General features: G+C 56.6%; 12 protein-coding genes. 5 read left to right on the forward strand and 7 right to left on the reverse strand.

Annotation, left to right across the window (positions count from 1 at the left end):
- The coding region (locus tag B2R17_RS18020; protein WP_286765082.1) for an FMN-binding protein at positions 1 to 1,594 on the forward strand (1,594 nt) is incomplete at its 5' end.
- Here B2R17_RS18020 and B2R17_RS18025 read toward each other — a convergent pair.
- Together B2R17_RS18025 and B2R17_RS18030 are read right to left on the reverse strand one after the other, a co-directional pair.
- On the reverse strand, positions 1,584 to 3,554 hold the full coding sequence (locus B2R17_RS18025) for an adenylate/guanylate cyclase domain-containing protein (protein ID WP_286765083.1): 1,971 nt from the start codon (positions 3,552 to 3,554) through the stop codon (positions 1,584 to 1,586). The genes B2R17_RS18020 and B2R17_RS18025 overlap by 11 nt on opposite strands.
- Positions 3,551 to 4,717 carry a DUF2891 domain-containing protein gene (locus tag B2R17_RS18030; protein WP_286765084.1) on the reverse strand — a complete coding sequence of 389 codons (1,167 nt, stop codon included), beginning with the start codon at positions 4,715 to 4,717 and terminating at the stop codon, positions 3,551 to 3,553. The genes B2R17_RS18025 and B2R17_RS18030 overlap by 4 nt, the downstream gene beginning before the upstream one ends.
- Positions 4,718 to 4,912: 195 nt before the next feature.
- On the opposite strand from B2R17_RS18030, the gene B2R17_RS18035 reads away from it, so the two are divergent.
- From B2R17_RS18035 to B2R17_RS18045, 3 genes are all read left to right on the forward strand, one after another.
- Positions 4,913 to 6,475: a TIGR04222 domain-containing membrane protein gene (locus tag B2R17_RS18035; protein ID WP_286765085.1), complete on the forward strand. Its 1,563-nt coding sequence runs from the start codon at positions 4,913 to 4,915 to the stop codon at positions 6,473 to 6,475.
- Positions 6,476 to 6,585: 110 nt separating this feature from the next.
- The gene (locus B2R17_RS18040; protein WP_286765086.1) at positions 6,586 to 7,173 is read left to right on the forward strand and encodes an RNA polymerase sigma factor; all 588 of its coding nucleotides are present in this window, start codon (positions 6,586 to 6,588) and stop codon (positions 7,171 to 7,173) included.
- Between the two features lie 70 nt (positions 7,174 to 7,243).
- On the forward strand, positions 7,244 to 10,021 hold the full coding sequence (locus B2R17_RS18045) for a serine/threonine protein kinase (protein WP_286765087.1): 2,778 nt from the start codon (positions 7,244 to 7,246) through the stop codon (positions 10,019 to 10,021).
- 371 nt (positions 10,022 to 10,392) lie between these two features.
- On the opposite strand, the gene B2R17_RS18050 is transcribed toward B2R17_RS18045, so the two are convergent.
- The 3 genes from B2R17_RS18050 to hemE all read right to left on the reverse strand — a co-directional run bounded on the left by B2R17_RS18050 (position 10,393) and on the right by hemE (position 13,957).
- Positions 10,393 to 10,785, reverse strand: a complete 393-nt coding sequence (locus B2R17_RS18050) for a GxxExxY protein (RefSeq protein WP_286765088.1) — start codon at positions 10,783 to 10,785, stop codon at positions 10,393 to 10,395.
- A gap of 113 nt (positions 10,786 to 10,898) precedes the next feature.
- The gene (locus B2R17_RS18055) at positions 10,899 to 11,948 is read right to left on the reverse strand and encodes a hypothetical protein (protein WP_286765089.1); all 1,050 of its coding nucleotides are present in this window, start codon (positions 11,946 to 11,948) and stop codon (positions 10,899 to 10,901) included.
- Positions 11,945 to 13,957, reverse strand: coding sequence for a uroporphyrinogen decarboxylase (gene hemE / locus B2R17_RS18060; protein WP_286765090.1), 2,013 nt, complete (start codon positions 13,955 to 13,957; stop codon positions 11,945 to 11,947). The genes B2R17_RS18055 and hemE overlap by 4 nt, the downstream gene beginning before the upstream one ends.
- Positions 13,958 to 14,090: 133 nt before the next feature.
- On the opposite strand from hemE, the gene trmB reads away from it, so the two are divergent.
- A complete protein-coding gene (trmB, locus tag B2R17_RS18065) occupies positions 14,091 to 14,753 on the forward strand; it encodes a tRNA (guanosine(46)-N7)-methyltransferase TrmB (protein WP_286765091.1) in 663 nt (220 codons plus the stop codon).
- A gap of 96 nt (positions 14,754 to 14,849) precedes the next feature.
- Here the strand turns inward: trmB and B2R17_RS18070 are convergent, their stop codons facing one another.
- The gene (locus tag B2R17_RS18070; RefSeq protein ID WP_008661878.1) at positions 14,850 to 15,638 is read right to left on the reverse strand and encodes an enoyl-CoA hydratase/isomerase family protein; all 789 of its coding nucleotides are present in this window, start codon (positions 15,636 to 15,638) and stop codon (positions 14,850 to 14,852) included.
- 51 nt (positions 15,639 to 15,689) lie between these two features.
- Positions 15,690 to 16,688 carry a DUF72 domain-containing protein gene (locus tag B2R17_RS18075; protein ID WP_236618563.1) on the reverse strand — a complete coding sequence of 333 codons (999 nt, stop codon included), beginning with the start codon at positions 16,686 to 16,688 and terminating at the stop codon, positions 15,690 to 15,692.
- Between the last annotated feature and the right edge of the window lie 191 nt (positions 16,689 to 16,879).

The following is a 16,879-nucleotide window of genomic DNA, read 5'->3' on the forward strand; positions in this document are numbered from 1 at the left end:
CCAACGTCTGGAACCCGCCACTCGCACCATCGCTGACACCACGGACGAACACGGTCGCTGGGCGATCTTGGATGCCGACCGAATCCCACTGGGTTCCGTTGCCAGGACCTTGCCCGAAGCCAACGCATCGGTCGGCTATCGCGGACCAACAGAAGCGATGTTGCTCTTCGACCAGCAAAACTTTGTTCGCTCGATTGCCGTCCTGCAAAGCCATGACACCGATGAACATGTCGACGCCGTCAAAAACTCTCCCGAATTCTTGAAGCAATTCCAAGGCCTGACCTGGGGCGGCAAACTCGCAGACGGAAGCATTCCCGAGATCGATGGCGTCTCCGGTGCAACGCTGACCAGTTTGGCGATGGCAGGTGGCATCCTCAGCCGACTGGGCGTCGCGACTGGTTCACTCGTCTTCCCAGAACCTCTGACACTGGCCGAGGCCCAAACCTTCTTCCCCACTGCCTCCCAAATCCAGGGCGATCGCATGGCCGTGGTGCAGGACGAAAGCGGAACGAAACTCGGATACCTGATTCGAACTGGTGCGTTGGTCGATGACGAGATCGGTTACCAAGGTCCGACCAGCGCGCTGATCGGTTTGGACATGGAACATCGACTCTTGCGGCCCAAGATCCGGCACTCCTTCGACAACGAACCCTACGTCGATTACGTCCGCCAAGAACGATCGTTTTGGAAACGTTTCGAAGGCCTGACGCTGGAAGAACTCGCCGCTTTCGATCCTCCCGCCGAAGAGGTCGAAGGCGTCTCCGGAGCCACCATGACCAGCATGGCCGTCGCCTACACCTTGCCAAGGTTCGCGGCCGAATTGCTGGCAGATGAGGAATGGAAAACGCTCGGGCAAACGCCATTTCATAAACAACTGCATGCCCTCCAAGAATCGATCCAAACGACTCGACTGTCTGACGCGGACATCGCCACACTCGTCGCGTTGGTCCTGTTGCCGCTGCTGATTCGATTCGGAGCGATGCGGCAAACATGGCTGCGTCGCTTGTGGCTTCTTGCTGTCTGGTTGGTCATCGGTCTGTACGCTGGCAACTTGCTGTCGCTAGCCCTGCTGGCCGGCTGGGCCACCTCGGGAGTCACCTGGCAACTCGCCTTGGGTTTGGTCGTTCTCGCGATCGTCTCCGTGATCATCCCGCCAACGCGGCGGGGCAATCCGTACTGCAACCACCTTTGTCCTCACGGTGCGGCCCAACAATTGGTCCGCCCCAAAAGCAACTCACGTCGCAAGTGGAACCTCCCGTCGTGGCTTTCCAAGCCGATCAGCTTCCTGCCCGCGGTGACGTTGCTGCTCGTCTATCTCGCATTGCTGCTGCGTCCCGCCACGGATGTCTCGTTTGTTGAACCGTTCCACGGGTACTTGTGGCACCTAGCGTCTTGGTCGGCGATCGCATGGACGATCGCCACGCTCGCGATCGCGTGCTTTGTTCCGATGGCTTACTGCCGGCTGGGCTGCCCAACCGGTCGTCTGCTCGACTGGTTGCGACTGAAAGGAACCAGCCACCAAATTTCGCAAATGGACCTCGCGGTCGCAGGGCTGCTGCTGTTTGCGTGCAGCTATCGAATTCTCATTCGTTAGCCACGCTTTCGAAGCCAACCAATCGTGAGGTCGCCAATGACTCGGCGATTCCTTTGACCTGCATTGGCTCATTCGCTTCGAGCACAAACGAATCACTGAGTTGTTGCGAGACTTCGCCGGAAACCACGATTTCGCCCGCCAAGGCTCGATCGCACAACCGGGACGCAACGTTCACCGTGTTTCCAATCGCGGTGTACTCCATCCGCTGCGGCGTGCCGACGTTGCCAACGACAGCCTTCCCGGTGTGGATCCCAATGCCAATCGACAAACCACTCGTGTGTGAACGCAACGCTTCTTGAATTCGCCAAGCAACTCGTGCCGCTCGCTCCGCGTGGTCGGTTTGGTCCAGCGGGGCGTTGAACAGCACCAAGATTGCATCGCCGATGAACTTGTCGACCGTGCCCTCTTCCTCAAAGGTGCACCGAACCATCACCTCTAACAACCCATTGAGTTCTTCCAGAACGTCTTCCGGTTGCAGTCGTTCAGAAAACTGCGTGAACCCGCGAATGTCGGCAAACATGACAGTCACTTCGCGAGTCACACCTCCGACCACAATCGATTGCAACTCGGACTGCTGGACCAATTGATTAACCACCGCCCGCGGCACATAACGACCAAACAAATCGGTAATTCGTTGTCGCCATCGGATCTCTTCGAAGTATCGAATGCCGACTCCCAGCACTCCCGCCACCAAAATCGAAACTGGCGTGAAGGCCATGTCGAGAAACCATCCGCCGCGAAAGGCGAACGTGCAGATTGCAAGGTATGCGAATAACAACAACGCCACGCACAGCAACGCCCAACGCGCCCGGAAACTGGCCGCGATCACGCAAGCTAAGACGCTGAATCCGATCAACAGGGCAGGCGTCACGTACCATGCTGCCATTTGCATGGTGATGCCATTGAGTAGCGTTTCAATCGCGACGCCGGTGACATCCAGTGCGTCCGCCTGACGATCGCGAATGGGAATGTCGTATCGATCCGACGAAGGCACAAAAGACATTTCTAAATCGATCAGCACCGCCTTGCCGCGAACCAATTCCGGATCGAAATCGCCTTCTGCCAGATCGCCGTATTCCAACCGAGTCAGGTCGCTTGGATTGAACCCATAATCGACCCAAATACCCGCCGGTGAGACGGTTGGAAATTCGCTTCCAAAACCGATCCAATTGACCTTATTGAGCCCAACCTGGTAGTCGGCCAATTTTGGATTGGGTGTGATCGTCTCCTCTCCGCTTGCCAGTTGCAGCAGATTGCTCATCTCGGGAAAGATGTTCAACCAGTGCTGAACCAATCCAGCCTCATCAAGTCGCTTGAAGAAACCCGTTTGGCCACCGTTGGGCTGGTCCGCTAGCCGTTGCACGACCCAAAACGGAGTCGTTTCGCGAAGTGCGAAGTAGTCATGCATCGCGATCGGAAAGATTCGCGAATGACGACTGACCATCGTTGGTGACTTGAAACTCATCCCGTGATGTACGATGCAATCGTTGTAGCTCTCCACAACCTTGTAATCGACATCCAATGTCAGATAAACATCGCGAACCAAATTGCGTTTTGGAGCAACCTGTTGAATCAAATCCAAAGTCGGCCGCACACTCGCTTCGAAATCATCCGGATCTGTGCAGACCAAATTTCGCAAATCCGCCACCACTTTCGCGTCGGCGTTCATCAGGTTCTCGTAGAGTTTCCGGTCGGTCTCGAGGTCGGGCTTCTTCCCCAATCGCTCCGCACTCGAAGTCCCGAAGGACACCAACACCACGTTGCCTGAAAGTTTGCGTGCCCCCAAACGCGGGCCACCCTCACGCAACATCATCGCATCGCTGACCATCCGAGAAAATTCGAATGCGGTCTGCCCCCCTAAATACATCGCCGCAAAAAAGAACAACGAACACAGCACTCCGCCACCAATCGAGACCAATGGTCGCCACCAACGACGATTGGACTTGGAGATCGTTTTCATTGGTTCGGTCCCAATTGGCCGACGCCACTGATCGCATACAACCCAAACGTGGCCAGCCAATGGTCACCTTCGTAGTGACCGCTGTTGATGTAAGCCAATCCCGCGACCAAATGTTCTCTCGCGTTGGTTCGAATGGCGGCTACCAAAGGATGCTGCTCCGGCAAATGATTCGCGACTGATTGCAGATACCAGGCTCGATTGAGGTTCAGTCCGGCGAGGTGAACCAGTTTGCCGTCGGTGACATCGCTGACGCTGACCGGTGAGATCGTGCCATCGGTGAGTTGCTGCTTCAGCTTCGGAACAAATTTGTTCAGCCAGTCTGAAAACTCCTCCGGCGTTAGCACTCGCCGCATCAAGTCCGCCTCGTTCCACGCCGACGAGAAGAAGTCGTGACCGGACGGTTCGTACTGAACCGGGTAATCGATGTCGGTCAAATAGAAATCGCAAGCCCGCGAGATCACCAACTGTTCCAACTCGTCTAGGTCACGAGACCTCGCGTAGTCCAACACTTGCCCCAGCGCAAACCCCGTGTCGGGATGCTGGCCCGTTCGAATCGGGAACGTCAACAGCGGCAGGTAAGCCGCGATCCTTTCAACCAACAATTCCTCGAGCGGTTCAAGTGCCCCACGCCACTGAACCGCATCTTCATCGTCGAACGAATCCAACTCCATCGCCAAACGCAGAAACCAAGCCCAGCCATACATGCGTTCGAAGGACTTGTTCTCCTCGCGAGCAAAGAACTCCGCTTCGCGTTTCAAGTTCTCAGCCGTCAAATGCCGAGACAAAGTTTCGCGAATTTTGGTGGCCGCGGGCATCTCGGGATGTTGCTTCAGCAAACGCACCAGCACCCAGTGACCGTGCACACTGCTGTGCCAATCAAAACATCCATAGAACGCCGGAAAGTGTTCTTTGGGCGTGCCGATTTGATCGGGGTTGGAATAGACCAGCGACAGTTTGTTTGGAAACTCCGTGTCGACGCCATGCAGCACCAAATTCGCCCACTGATCCGCCATATCAGGGGTCAACGCAACCGTGGCGGTCGAGTCCTGTCCAACTGATAATTCCTCGCTTGGCGACTGCGTCCACGCTGCCGTTGTCATGAGCGAACAAAGGAACCAAGCGGCGAACAATCGGCGAAAGAATGGATCTTTCCAGGCAAACATGGGACTTCCTCGATTCGGCAGTGGCAACTTGCGACCGGCACCAAAAACACCTGTCAATCGCAATTCTTTTGCGGACATCTTAGCCGGTGTTTCCCATATCGGTGAGCGTTCACCGCGCATTCCCAATCTGCAAAAATCGGTTCGGCAGCGCCTCGTTTGGGTTGGGCACGTGCCCTTCTGTGTTGGAGGAACTCAATGATGAAAACAATGCATGAAAACGTCACGAATGACGCGTTGTGGCAGGAAATTCTTCATTTTCCGATTGGAGGCGAATCCGCTGACTGGACCGCGACTCCGCCCACTCAAGGCCTCTCGTTTTCACAACGATTGGCCCGGGAAAACGATTGGAGCATCCAACACGCCCGTCACTGCATCGACGAGTACCGAAGGTTTCTGTATCTGGCAGCCACCGCGGGTCACAGTGTGACTCCATCGGACGCGGTCGATCAAGTTTGGCATCAACACTTGGTCTACACCGAGAACTATTGGGTGGACTTGTGCCAAGAAATCCTGCCATCACCGCTTCACCACGGCCCGACCAAAGGTGGCTCCCAAGAACGAGTTCGATACCAAGACCAATACGAACAAACGCTTGCATCTTATGAGCGGGCATTTGGCAGAGCCCCAGTTGAAATTTGGCCGCCGACGGAAGAACGCTTCGCTCAATCGATCGCGTCGCTTCGCATTGATCGACGCAAGTTCTGGCTGATTCCAAAGCCGAACTTGACCGGCAAATCATTGCAAGGGTCGCACCTTGCGATCGCAGGATTGGCAGCGACGCCTTTCGCGGCGTTGTTCCCATTCAACCTGGATGGTCCCACCTTCCTTGCGTTGTACGGAGCGGCAATCGTCATCGGCTTTGTCTACCTGTTGGTTTGGTTTCACATCAGCAACGGCTGGTCATCCAATCCTTCCGCTCTTCCCAAAGTTGGCTGGGGACAACTGTCGATCCTGGCAGGAGGCAAAAAACGGTTGCTGCAGACAACTCTGGTGGCATTGCAAAAGCGCGGCATCGTCCAGTGCGATCAACACGGATTCACGATCCTTGATCGTGGTGCATTGCAGGCCCAGCATGACGATGATCCGGTTGCTGCCAGCGCGATGAAGGTGACCACTGACTACCTGGTTTCCAGCAACGCTCCACAATCCTTCCAGCGATTGCTGGTGGCAATCCATTCCACCGCGACCAATGCTGAATCGCAAATGCGCGAATCGGGGTTGCTGAGATCATCCGAACAACGCAAGCGTTTTCACGTGGGTGCGTTGGGGCTGGCGGGCATCTTGTTGGTCGTCGGTGGGCTCAGGTGCATGCAGGGAATCCAAAACGATCGCCCGATTGGGTTTCTCGTTTTGGAAATGGTCATCGCGACCGTCGGGTTCGTGGTCGCGTTTCACATGGCGGGTCGCGAGCGGCTGACCTCCTTGGGCAAATCGGTCCAAGAACGATCGCAGCGAAGCTATCCCGAAACGGGGCTGAAGTCAGCTCACCAAAGCGACGGTGGCGATGTGGATGAGTTGCCCTGCCTGGCGTGTTGGGGTCCCGCAGTGGCCGCCTACGTGCTCACCGATGCCTCGGAACTTTTCGCCAACGACATGTTGTACGGGGAAGAAATGCAGGCTGCCCAAAAAGCATCGAACTCGACCGGATGGATTGATTGGAGCAGCGGTGACGGAGGCAGCAGTTTCGACTTCAGCGGTGGCGGGGGCGATGCGGGATGTGGAGGCGGGTGCGGAGGTTGTGGTGGATGCGGAGGTTGAAAAGGCCTCCATCACTTGCCATGTGACCAGGCTGCTATCTTGGGAGGAACGCTTGCGGGATGCCGGTTCGGCTCTCGCAAACTCGTTCGTCCCATGCATCAGGCCACCCCATGAACCCCGGCGCCGTCGAGGAACCATCGACTCATCCATCCTTGCTCGAACGGGCCCGGTACGGCGACGATGAAGGCTGGCAGATGTTGGTCCAGGTCTACGGACCGATCGTCTACCGATGGATCCGCCGATGCGGGGCTCAGTCGGCCGACGCTGCGGACGTGATGCAAGAAACGTTTCTCGCGGTCGCCAAGGCTCTCCCGCGGTTCAACCTGGACCAAACGGGCGCCACTTTTCGCGGATGGCTGTGGACGATCGCTCGCAACAAACTTCGCGATCGCCAACGTGCCGACCAACGGTCTCCGCTCGTCCTCGATGGCGAAGCGTTGCAGTGGGCCGAGCGAGAAAGCTCTGATCCGCCCAGCGAACTCGCCGATGATGTGCAGTCGATTCAGAACCGAATGCTGCAAGTCCTGAGGCAATCGACCGATCCCAAGACCTGGCAGATGTTCTGGCGGACCGCCGTCGAAGGCGGCGATCCCGCGACGGTGGCAGGCGAACTGAACGTCAGTCGATGGACGGTCTACAAGGCTCGCGCACGGGTGCTGCAACGACTGCGAAAAGAATTGGAGGATTTTCATCGCTGAGGTGTCCAATCGCCGCCCAATCCAAGCGTTGTGTGGTCAACCAATCGATCCCTCGCACCGAAAGCCCGTCATGATTGCCACCAGCACCGATTGTCTGAGTGTCGAAGAATTGAACCGTTTGCTCGACGGACAACTGTCCAGTGAGGAGTTCGACTCGGCATCCAAGCACGTTGATGAGTGCGAGCAATGCCAGTCACGCATCCCGGAAAAGTGGGACGCGTTGTCTCCAATTGCCAATGCGGACTCAGAGGAAGATTCCGTGCTGGCTGAGTCCGCCTGCCAATTCGCGGTCGCTCAATTGATGACCGCAAACGTGCCGGTTCCCCATGCTGCCGCCGACCTGCCCATCGACCAAATCGGTCCGTACGAGATTCTGGGGCAACTCGGGCAGGGCGGAATGGGAATGGTCTGCTTGGCTCGTCACAACCGACTGAAACGGCAATGTGCGATCAAGTTGCTGCCACCTCACCGAGTGATGGAACCAGGTTGGCTGGATCGTTTCGATCGAGAAATGACAACCGTCGCGTCACTTGAACATCCGGGAATCGTCCGTGCCACCGATGCGGGAACACACTCCGACTGGCACTACTTGGTGATGGAATACTTGGACGGCATGGACGTCGGCAAGGTCGCTCATCGATTGGGATCATTGCCGGTCGCGGACGCCTGCGAGATCGCTCGCCAGTCCGCCGTGGCATTGATGCACGTGCATGAAACGGGATTGATCCACCGCGATGTGAAACCATCCAATCTGATGCTCACGCGAGACGGAACCGTCAAACTATTGGACCTGGGTTTGGTTCTGCCGGGCGATGATCCACTGGCCACCGACGACCGACTCACAACGGTGGGACACCTGATGGGCACCTTGCCCGCGATGTCGCCCGAACAGTTGCTCGACAGCCGAAAAGTCCAACCAGCGTCGGATATCTATTCGCTCGGCGCGACCCTGTACCGTCTGATCTCAGGCCGTTGGCCGCATGCGAACGAAGGTGGCTTGGCGGCACGAGTGTTGGCGATCACGGGCGAGTCCAATCGATCGACTCCGCTTCCGCTGAGCAGTTTGGAACCGTCGGTCGAAACAGAATTGGAATCGTTCGTCGGTCAGATGATGCACCGGCAACCCGACCAGCGTCCCAGCGGATCAATCGTTGCCGAGCGACTTGCGACCTGGTCCGGCGAAGCCAACTTAACAGCGTTGCTTCAGCGAGCGGAATCGACACCTGCATCCGACGCACCGATCACACCATCGCTCCCACTGGCAACGAATCCCGCTTCACCGCCACCGGGCATTGGCAAACATACTTGGACCGCATGGCTGGGGCCGTTGGGATGGTTCGCGGCAGCTATCTTGCTGGCAACGGTCGTGATTCAAATCAAAACCGACAAGGGTCTGGTGACGGTGACCACAGACGGCAAAGACACGCAGGTTGCGGTTGAAAAGAACGACGAAGATTCAACGGAAGAAACCGTATTACCCTCCGCCGAGAAATCGCTGGCGATAGGTCTCGAATCAACTGACGGCGAGAAGATTTATCTCGGCGAAAATCTCGATTATTGGCTGGGAGTCTTCCGTCGCGAACAACAAATGGAACGTATCGGCCAAGCCATGCGAGCGGTTGAGTTGCTGTCTCGCAACACGTCACGACGCGCCGAAGCGGCAGAAGTCACACTGCAACTAACGAGTCGGTATGGCACAATACGTATCGATGACAACCCAGCTCAAGCCGATACCGGCGCCGGTGGTCAATGGCTCGTTAATAGCCGATTCATGGGATATCTGGCCGAGGTTTACCCACTCTACTTTCCGGCCCCTGGACTGTTCATCCTCGGAGATTCATTGGAGAAGGGAAACGCCCAATCGCAACTCGCAAGCGCTGAATTGCTGCACCGCTTCATCAGCGGGCAATACGATCAATGGGAATTCCCACTTAACAGAGAGTCCGTTCGATCCTATTTGTCAGCGGCAAGCGATTCATCAATCGGCCAAAACTCCATTGAAAAATTGCTCGTGCAAATTGGCGAAGCGGTTCAGGACCTTCAGCCACTGGCATCCCAGTCGATGCAAAGAAACGCCACAAATTATTTCTTAACGCTCGCTGATGAAGCTCGTACGGCACGTCAAATGGCCTGGGGCTCAGCCGTTCGAATCATTGAAGAGTCGGGCCCACATGTTTCGCCTCCAGACTGGATCGCCGAATACGTCCAAGAACAGGTCGATGAGGCGGTAGCTGATTACGAACAACGTGAGATCAATCCCGAGACTGAGCAGACCAAGTGGGATTACAGCGATCCCAATGCACCCTACGGTTTTTCTTCGGGTGGATTCGGTGGTGGACCTCAAATGATCACCACGCCGGCCATCCCTGACTGGCTTTTGTCACGTGAACTCTTCCTTTCGGCAATCGACATGCGAAGGGAAGGTCGACTCGATTTGCCTATCCAGTTCGCAGCGGAGACGCTGGCCTATCCGCGCTTCAACTGGTACTCGATGGACGATTCGTCCCTCAACGACTTGGTTCAAGCCTTGGCGACGATCGATCCCGATGCTCCTTCCCTGATCGCCTTTCATCTCGACCGAAGCTTCCAAGAAATGGATCGACAATACCAAGCCAGCCAGAATGCCGAATGGCTTCGCCCTCTGACGTTTCTTCGCCAACGTCTCCAGGAAGGACTGGCATCCGTCTACACCACTCACGTCGAACAACCCAAACAGGCCCACGATCGACTCGAGCGTCTGGTCAAGTCATTGCCCAATCTGTCGATGTACCAACAATCAACCGACGACAACAAAGACTTCTTGCACGCCATGCTAAACGACCTCAAACAGCGATTCGAAAGCGAGTGACGGCGTCAGTCTGGATCTCCCCGACGAAGACTGTTTCAGGAACACTAATCGGCGCTAATCGCACACTAATCTCCGAGACAACCACGCCCAATCCCCAACGATTAGTGTGCGATAAGTGAAGATTAGTGTTCCCCTCCCTTCCGCCATTTCACCTCATGAGGTGTCCCACGAGCAGCACTCGTGAAGTACCAAACAGCGGCAGCCCCACCAAGCGATCACACCTCTTGCACACGCTTCAGATAGCCTGCCGGATGAATTTGAAGAACACTAATCGACGCTAATCGCACACTAATCTCCGGGGCAATCCGCCCCAATTCACAACTATTAGTGTGCGATTAGAGAAGATTAGTGTTCCCCCCAACTCCACCATCTCAACGGCTTCGTTGGGAATGCAAATCATTGATCACGAATCGCTTCCATTCCAAATCACCCTTCTTTCCAAAGTTGATGAGGTAGCCAACTCGCTTCCGCGCGATTCGCATGTAATTGAACAACTGAGCTTCATGATCAGAGCAAAGTTCTTTCAAAGCCTTCAGTTCGACTACGATTTCACCGAAAACCAGCAAGTCCGGTCGGTACTTCGGAGTCAAAAGATGCTGCTTGAAGTACACACTCAATTCAGATTGGGCGACAAATGCGATCCCTCTCAACCCGAGCTCGACTTCCAAAGCTGACTGATAAATTCCCTCAGCCATTCCATAGCCAAGTTGGTTGTAGACCTCGAACGCGGCCCCCATCAGGTCGTAGCCTTCTTGCTTGAACATGAACCCCACCTGGAACTGCGGATTGTAAGAATCCCCTGGCCCTCGAACCTCAAGCGTTCGCTTGCAGGCCTTTGGTTCGAAGCCTCCACGTCAATCTATCAAATCACCCGACTTTACTCTGGGAGCACCATTTTGAGTTGCTCGATGGCGGTGGGGGACTCGACAGACAGAGCGGTTGGCTCTTGAAGTGGCAGGGTCACGGATCCGTCGCCTCGGATGACCATGGAGTTTGTCCAGGGACTCGCGGGCAAGAACGCTTTGGCAAGTTCCACCCCAGGGTCATGCCCGCCAATTTGAAGATCGACCGAACGATCGCCGGACGTTCGATGGCCAATCCCCACCAATCGAATCACGGGAACCGAATCACCCCCATCGTCAGACATCATCGACGCAAGCGATTCATTAGTCCGCCATGCATGAACGCTTCGCAGCGTCGCGGCGGGATCCAAGGTCACGCAAACACACCGAGCCGACTCATTGCGACGGCGGGTGATTCGCGCCACCATCGCGGCGGTCATCTCCGCTTCGTCCGTGTCAAACGCTCCGGGACCGATCACGATCGCTGCGTACTGGCTATCAAGAAAATGGTTGGCCCGCGCTTGAAACTCGGAACCTTCCTCGGTCTCATCCGGGTGCTCGATTGCGTGATGCATCCGGCCCGCGAAATCAGCGGTCCATCGCTCCCAACGCTTCAACTGTCGTTTGCCAATCGTTGCGCCGGAACCCGCAGACTCCAGACGCAGCTTCTCTTCCAAACGAGGCCAAGCCGGATCGACTTCGCCGATCAACCAAACCAAATCGGCATGCGTGACGACTTCGGACAGCGTCGCCGCAACAATTCCATCTCGAGGTGTGACCGTTCCAATGGCCTGGACCGAAGGATCCGTTTCGATTTCGACTTCGATCGCACCGTCGGATTGCCACTGGACCAACTGCCGAGCCGCAACCAAATCCACTCCCGACGTGATCACGCGTATGGGTTGTTCGCCGGCAGCGATCCGGGCCAACGTCGCCTCGTCCGCGCGAGCCACTTGGTTCATCAACGAACCGGCGGACTCAGCGATCTCGCACCCGTTTGCTTGAACCGATCCGTCCGTGTTCACCACGACATCGTCGCAGTGCAGCGGACACAACGGGCAAACAACACGAGAGGTTTCGGTCACGAATCCGTTCCACCATCCTCGGCTGAGAAATCATCTCGCACCGAGAGTTCTTTCACGGCTTTGACCAACTCAATGGCATTCTCAACCGGAGTTTGTTGCAGCACGCCATGACCGAGATTGAAGATGTGTCCGGGTCGACCGCCGGCCTTGTCCAAAACATCTTGCACAGCCGCGCGGATGGTCTTGGCATCGGTCAGCAACACCGACGGGTCCAAGTTGCCTTGAACGGAGATGTCATGCCCGACGCGTTTCCAAGCCACGTCCAGTTCGATCCGCCAATCGACTCCCACCACCGTGCGGCGATCGCCTCGCAGCAGAGGCAGCAACTCCGGATTGCCGGTTGCAAAGTTGATCAATGGCACGCCGGGAGTCACGCCTTCCAAGATGCGTTTCATCCACGGCAAAACGAATTCGCGGTAGTCGCCCGGCGACAAACAACCAGCCCAACTGTCAAACAATTGCACGCACTGGGCACCTGCGGAGATCTGCTCGTTCAAGTAGACGATGATCGCGTCGGTCAACCGATCCATCAGCGCGGCCCAGCCACCATCGGCGGCACGCATCAAAGCTTTCGTGCTGCTGTATTGTCGACTGCCACCGCCTTCGATCGCGTAACTGGCCAGCGTGAACGGAGCTCCCGCGAATCCGATCAACGGGATGCCTTCGGGCAGGTCCGCTCGCGTTTGCTTGACCGTCTCATAAACGAAGCCAAGGTCCTGCGGGTTGTCGAGGCCTTTGACTCGATCCACGTCCGCCGCCGAACGAACCGGGTTGTGAATGACTGGGCCGTCACCTTTGACGAACTCCAAATCAAATCCCATCGGGACCAAAATTGGCAACAAGTCCGAAAAGATGATCGCCGCGTCGACATCCAGCTTTTCGACCGCGGTGCACATCACTTCGCTGCACAACTTGGGATTGGCGCAAAGTTCCAAAAACGTTTGCTGCGAACGAACTTCGCGGTACTCCTGCATGTAGCGACCGGCCTGCCGCATCATCCAAACCGGTGTGCGGGGCGTGGGCTCACCGCGACAAGCACGCATGAACAAACTGGATTGAGAGGGGTGATCGTCGATGGCGGGCATAGGTGTCTTGCTAGCAGAAATGAGATTGGAATCATCCGCCCGCACCGTGACAGAGGCAGACGATCCAGAAGTGGGCGATTTGGAACGGACTTCGTCGACCAAACGTTTGGCATCGCGAGCTGACTCGCTGACGAGGTGCCCCATTTTGGGATGCGATGGCTCCATCGCGATAGCCAGATCATGCTCTCGCAACATGTCGCTGGTCGTGGGACCGATCGACACGATCGCGGTCTTGGACAAACCGTCGCGAAGCGAATCGCTGACACCAAGCTCCTCGGCCATGCGGAGCATGTTGACGACTTGATGAGCACTGGTGACCAGCAAGATGTCTCGTTCGCCTTCGGCCAGCGCCAGCGTGTTCGCCTTCAGCGGCTGAGTGTCTTCGGGGAATTCCCAGCCGTAGACTTTGACCGATTCGGCGATTGCACCGCGAGCTTCCAAACCGGCGATCAGTTGTTTGTTGCTGACGCCGTACTCCTGAATGCCGATCGTTTGGTTCGCAACGGGAATCCCTGCGTCGATCGTTTGCAGCAACTCACGCCAAGTGTTTGGTTCGGGCACACGGTGAGTCGGCTTCAGCCCAAACTCACGCATCACCGCCACCGGTTTCGGACCGCGACAGATCGTCGTGATATCGCTGAGAGCATCGAGCAGTCGTTGCTGTTCGACATGCTTCTCGGTGGCTTTCAGCAGATACCGAAATCCAACGCCGGTCATCAGGATCACGATGCCGATGTCACCGGTGATGATGCGATAGGCGAAGTCAATTGCTGCCCGGTTGGGCTCAATCGGCACCTCCCGCATCGATGGGCTAACGAAAGCTTCGCCACCGAATTTGCAGATCAGCCGCGTCATGTCGTCAGCCCGTCGGCTCTCGAGAGCGGCCACGCGAAGGCCGTCAAAATTGTTAGTTGTCGCAGCCATGCGGGCTTGGAATCCGAAAGGGGGTGGGGCAAATCGAGTCGGCAGAAAGCGGGAAGGGAAGATTGTAGAGATTTTGCGTCGCGTTACGATGACGGCACACCGTCTTTCGCCTTTCCCTCAACAGCTTCTTTGCATGCCTCGCGCCGCCCTCCGAAAACCCAACCCCGCATTGGACCTGGATTCCTGGCTGAAAACGCCCGAGGATTTACCAGCGACGATCAACAGCCAAACGCTGTTCGGCAACGACCAGCCGCTAGAAATTGAGGTCGGCAGCGGCAAAGGGTTGTTCATTCAAACCGAATCCGATCGTCGCCCCGAACACAACTACTTCGGGATCGAAATCGCTCGCAAATACGCCGCTCACGCTGCCGCGAGACTGGCCAAACGCGAGCGAACCAACGCGAAAATGTTGGCGGGCGACGCAACGCCGCTGTTCGCAGTGACGGACGAAGGCAAACGAATCGAGGATGGATCACTCGATGGAGTGCACGTCTATTTCCCGGATCCCTGGTGGAAAAAGCGACATCGCAAACGCCGCGTTCTCAGCCATGACAACATTCTCAACTTCAGCCGCTGCCTTCGCGTCGGAGGCCGACTGCACTTCTGGACGGACGTGCTGGATTACTTTGAACTGACCGTGGAACTGATCGCGGAAATCGCACCGGAACTCGGCGTGCCGTTGCCGGAAACGCAGCGAGAATCCACGCATGACTTGGACTTCCACACCCACTTCGAACGACGCAGTCGCAAGATGGGCATCCCGGTTTACCGAGTTTGCTACCGCAAACGTTCGTAGCTTGCACGCTGAATTTGTACGTTGGGCTTCCAGGCCCGACGGAAGAGATGGTTTCGTCGGGCTTGGAAGCCCAACATACGCTTCGAAAGACATCAGCTAAGGCCAGCTCGGCTTGCGTTTTTCGAGGAACGCGGAAACACCTTCGGCGGCGGATTCCGTCGTGCATGCCGACGCGCTGTCCGCAGCCGCCGCGGAAATCTGGGTCAGCAAGGCTTCACCAACGCTTTCATTGAGCAATCGCTTGGACGCTTGCACCGCTTCGGCGGGTCCTTCGCTGCAACGAGCCGCCCACTGGCTGGCCGCCACCCAAACTTGATCCGACGCCACCGGCGATTGGCACAGCAAATTCAATCGCTGGGCTTCGTTCGCATCGATCGTTTCACCAGCCAAAGTCAGCCTGGCAGCGGCCGCCGCACCGACTCGGAACGACAACAACGCGGTCGTCACTCCACCGACCAGCCCCCGTCGAGCGGCATCGGCGGCAAAGGTGGCTCGATTGCTGGCCACGCACAAATCGGAAGCCAACATCAGCGCGAACCCCGCCCCGATCGCCGCTCCATCCACCGCCGCAATGATTGGCTTTGGGAACCGCAGCATCTTCTCGCAGGTTTCCGAAACCGCTCGCCAATATTCGAACCATTGCTGCATCCGTTCCGATTCTGGCAAGTCGGCGATCTGTTGAAAAACTTGCAGGTCGACTCCCGAGCAAAAATGATCGCCTCGCGATGACAGAACGACCGCCCGTGCCCGTTTTTCTTGGTGCACATCGCCGAGAGCTTCGTTGAGATCAAACAACAATCCGGGACTGAGAGCACCATGCTTTTCCGGCCGGTCAATCAAAACGGTCGCCACGTTGTCGTGAATTCGAACATCCAGATGTTGCATGGGAAAAGCCTGCGGGGAGAAGCCAGTTGGGGAAACGTCGTACGGATCGATTCAATCCAGCAACGACAATTGTTCGGGAGATTGTGGAGGGCGGGGCAGGGTGAAGTCCACACCCGGCATCGCATCGGCCAATTTCGCTAGCAACGACTCAGCAAACTGCGGTGCCAAGCGATCATCAGGCGTGTGCGTGAACACGATCGGTCGCAAACCCGCCTTCAGCCAGCCGACCAAGATCGGCAGCCACTGATCCAAGAATGTATCGGCAAGCTCGACGCGATTGCGTCCCACGATTCGCAACATTGGCCGCTGGGCCGTGACCGTTTGTCGGACTGGCGTTCGCGGCTTTCTCGCCTGTGACTTTTCTTCGATCACATCTTCAGGCGGTGATTGGAACAGAGGCCGGCTATCAAATGTGACCTTGTCGATCTGAAGGTCACGCAGCAAATCGTTCACGCGTGCCTCGTTGTCCGCCGAATCAAACCAATCGTGATGCCGAAGCTCCACCGCCCACTGCAATTCACGCGGCAAACGGCGAAGAAACTTCGCCAGGATGGGCAATCGATCAGGGCCAAAGTTTGGCCCGAGTTGCAAAAACGTCGGTCCCAACCGATTGGCTTTTGCAATCACTCGCAACCGAGCCAGAAATTCTCGCACCTCGTCGTCGCAGTGCTGCAGCATGCTGTCATGCGAGATCCGCTTGGGAAACTTGAAGCAGAACTCAAAACCATCGGCCGCTTGCTCGGCCCAGCCGCGAAAAGTTTGCTCACCTGGGACAGCATAAAACGTGCTGTTTCCTTCGACCGTATTGAACGTTCGCGTATACCACGAAAGCCACTCCGTCCGAGGCGTCTTTTTGGGATAGACCAAGTCGCCCCATCCGTCGCAGGACCAAACCGGAGCACCGATCGAAATCGGCCAAGACGGTGACGAAAATGTTTCGTTGGGCTGTTTCACGCGGCGAGATACAGGCGTCACGGTTGAGGAGGCAGTGGAAAGAAAATCATCAGAACCAGAGTAGAGCAATCGTCCGACAAGCAGGGCGTTTTCCATGTGAAATCCGCTTGCCATGACGAAGAAAACTGGGGAACATTTCATCGCCAGACGAAAAGAGATCATTCAGAAGCCACGCGACTGACGAAACTCTGGCGCCGCATTTGGGACGTGGGAAGTGTCGACAGACACCCCAGAATGCCACACGAATGCATTTCACCCGCAATTCGGCCTTGACAGGAATGGCACAG

The sequence above is a fragment of the Rhodopirellula sp. UBA1907 genome, assembly GCF_002337565.1.
Lineage (GTDB): Bacteria > Planctomycetota > Planctomycetia > Pirellulales > Pirellulaceae > Rhodopirellula > Rhodopirellula europaea.

What these genes read in the sequence shown, in the direction of transcription:
- B2R17_RS18025 (WP_286765083.1), bottom strand. Translation starts at nt 3,554, where the DNA reads ATGAAAACGATCTCCAAGTCCAATCGTCGTTGGTGGCGACCATTGGTC.
- B2R17_RS18050 (WP_286765088.1), bottom strand. Translation starts at nt 10,785, where the DNA reads ATGTTCAAGCAAGAAGGCTACGACCTGATGGGGGCCGCGTTCGAGGTC.
- trmB (WP_286765091.1), top strand. Translation starts at nt 14,091, where the DNA reads ATGCCTCGCGCCGCCCTCCGAAAACCCAACCCCGCATTGGACCTGGAT.
- B2R17_RS18045 (WP_286765087.1), top strand. Translation starts at nt 7,244, where the DNA reads ATGATTGCCACCAGCACCGATTGTCTGAGTGTCGAAGAATTGAACCGT.
- B2R17_RS18075 (WP_236618563.1), bottom strand. Translation starts at nt 16,688, where the DNA reads ATGGAAAACGCCCTGCTTGTCGGACGATTGCTCTACTCTGGTTCTGAT.
- B2R17_RS18040 (WP_286765086.1), top strand. Translation starts at nt 6,586, where the DNA reads ATGAACCCCGGCGCCGTCGAGGAACCATCGACTCATCCATCCTTGCTC.
- B2R17_RS18030 (WP_286765084.1), bottom strand. Translation starts at nt 4,717, where the DNA reads ATGTTTGCCTGGAAAGATCCATTCTTTCGCCGATTGTTCGCCGCTTGG.
- B2R17_RS18070 (WP_008661878.1), bottom strand. Translation starts at nt 15,638, where the DNA reads ATGCAACATCTGGATGTTCGAATTCACGACAACGTGGCGACCGTTTTG.
- hemE (WP_286765090.1), bottom strand. Translation starts at nt 13,957, where the DNA reads ATGGCTGCGACAACTAACAATTTTGACGGCCTTCGCGTGGCCGCTCTC.
- B2R17_RS18035 (WP_286765085.1), top strand. Translation starts at nt 4,913, where the DNA reads ATGATGAAAACAATGCATGAAAACGTCACGAATGACGCGTTGTGGCAG.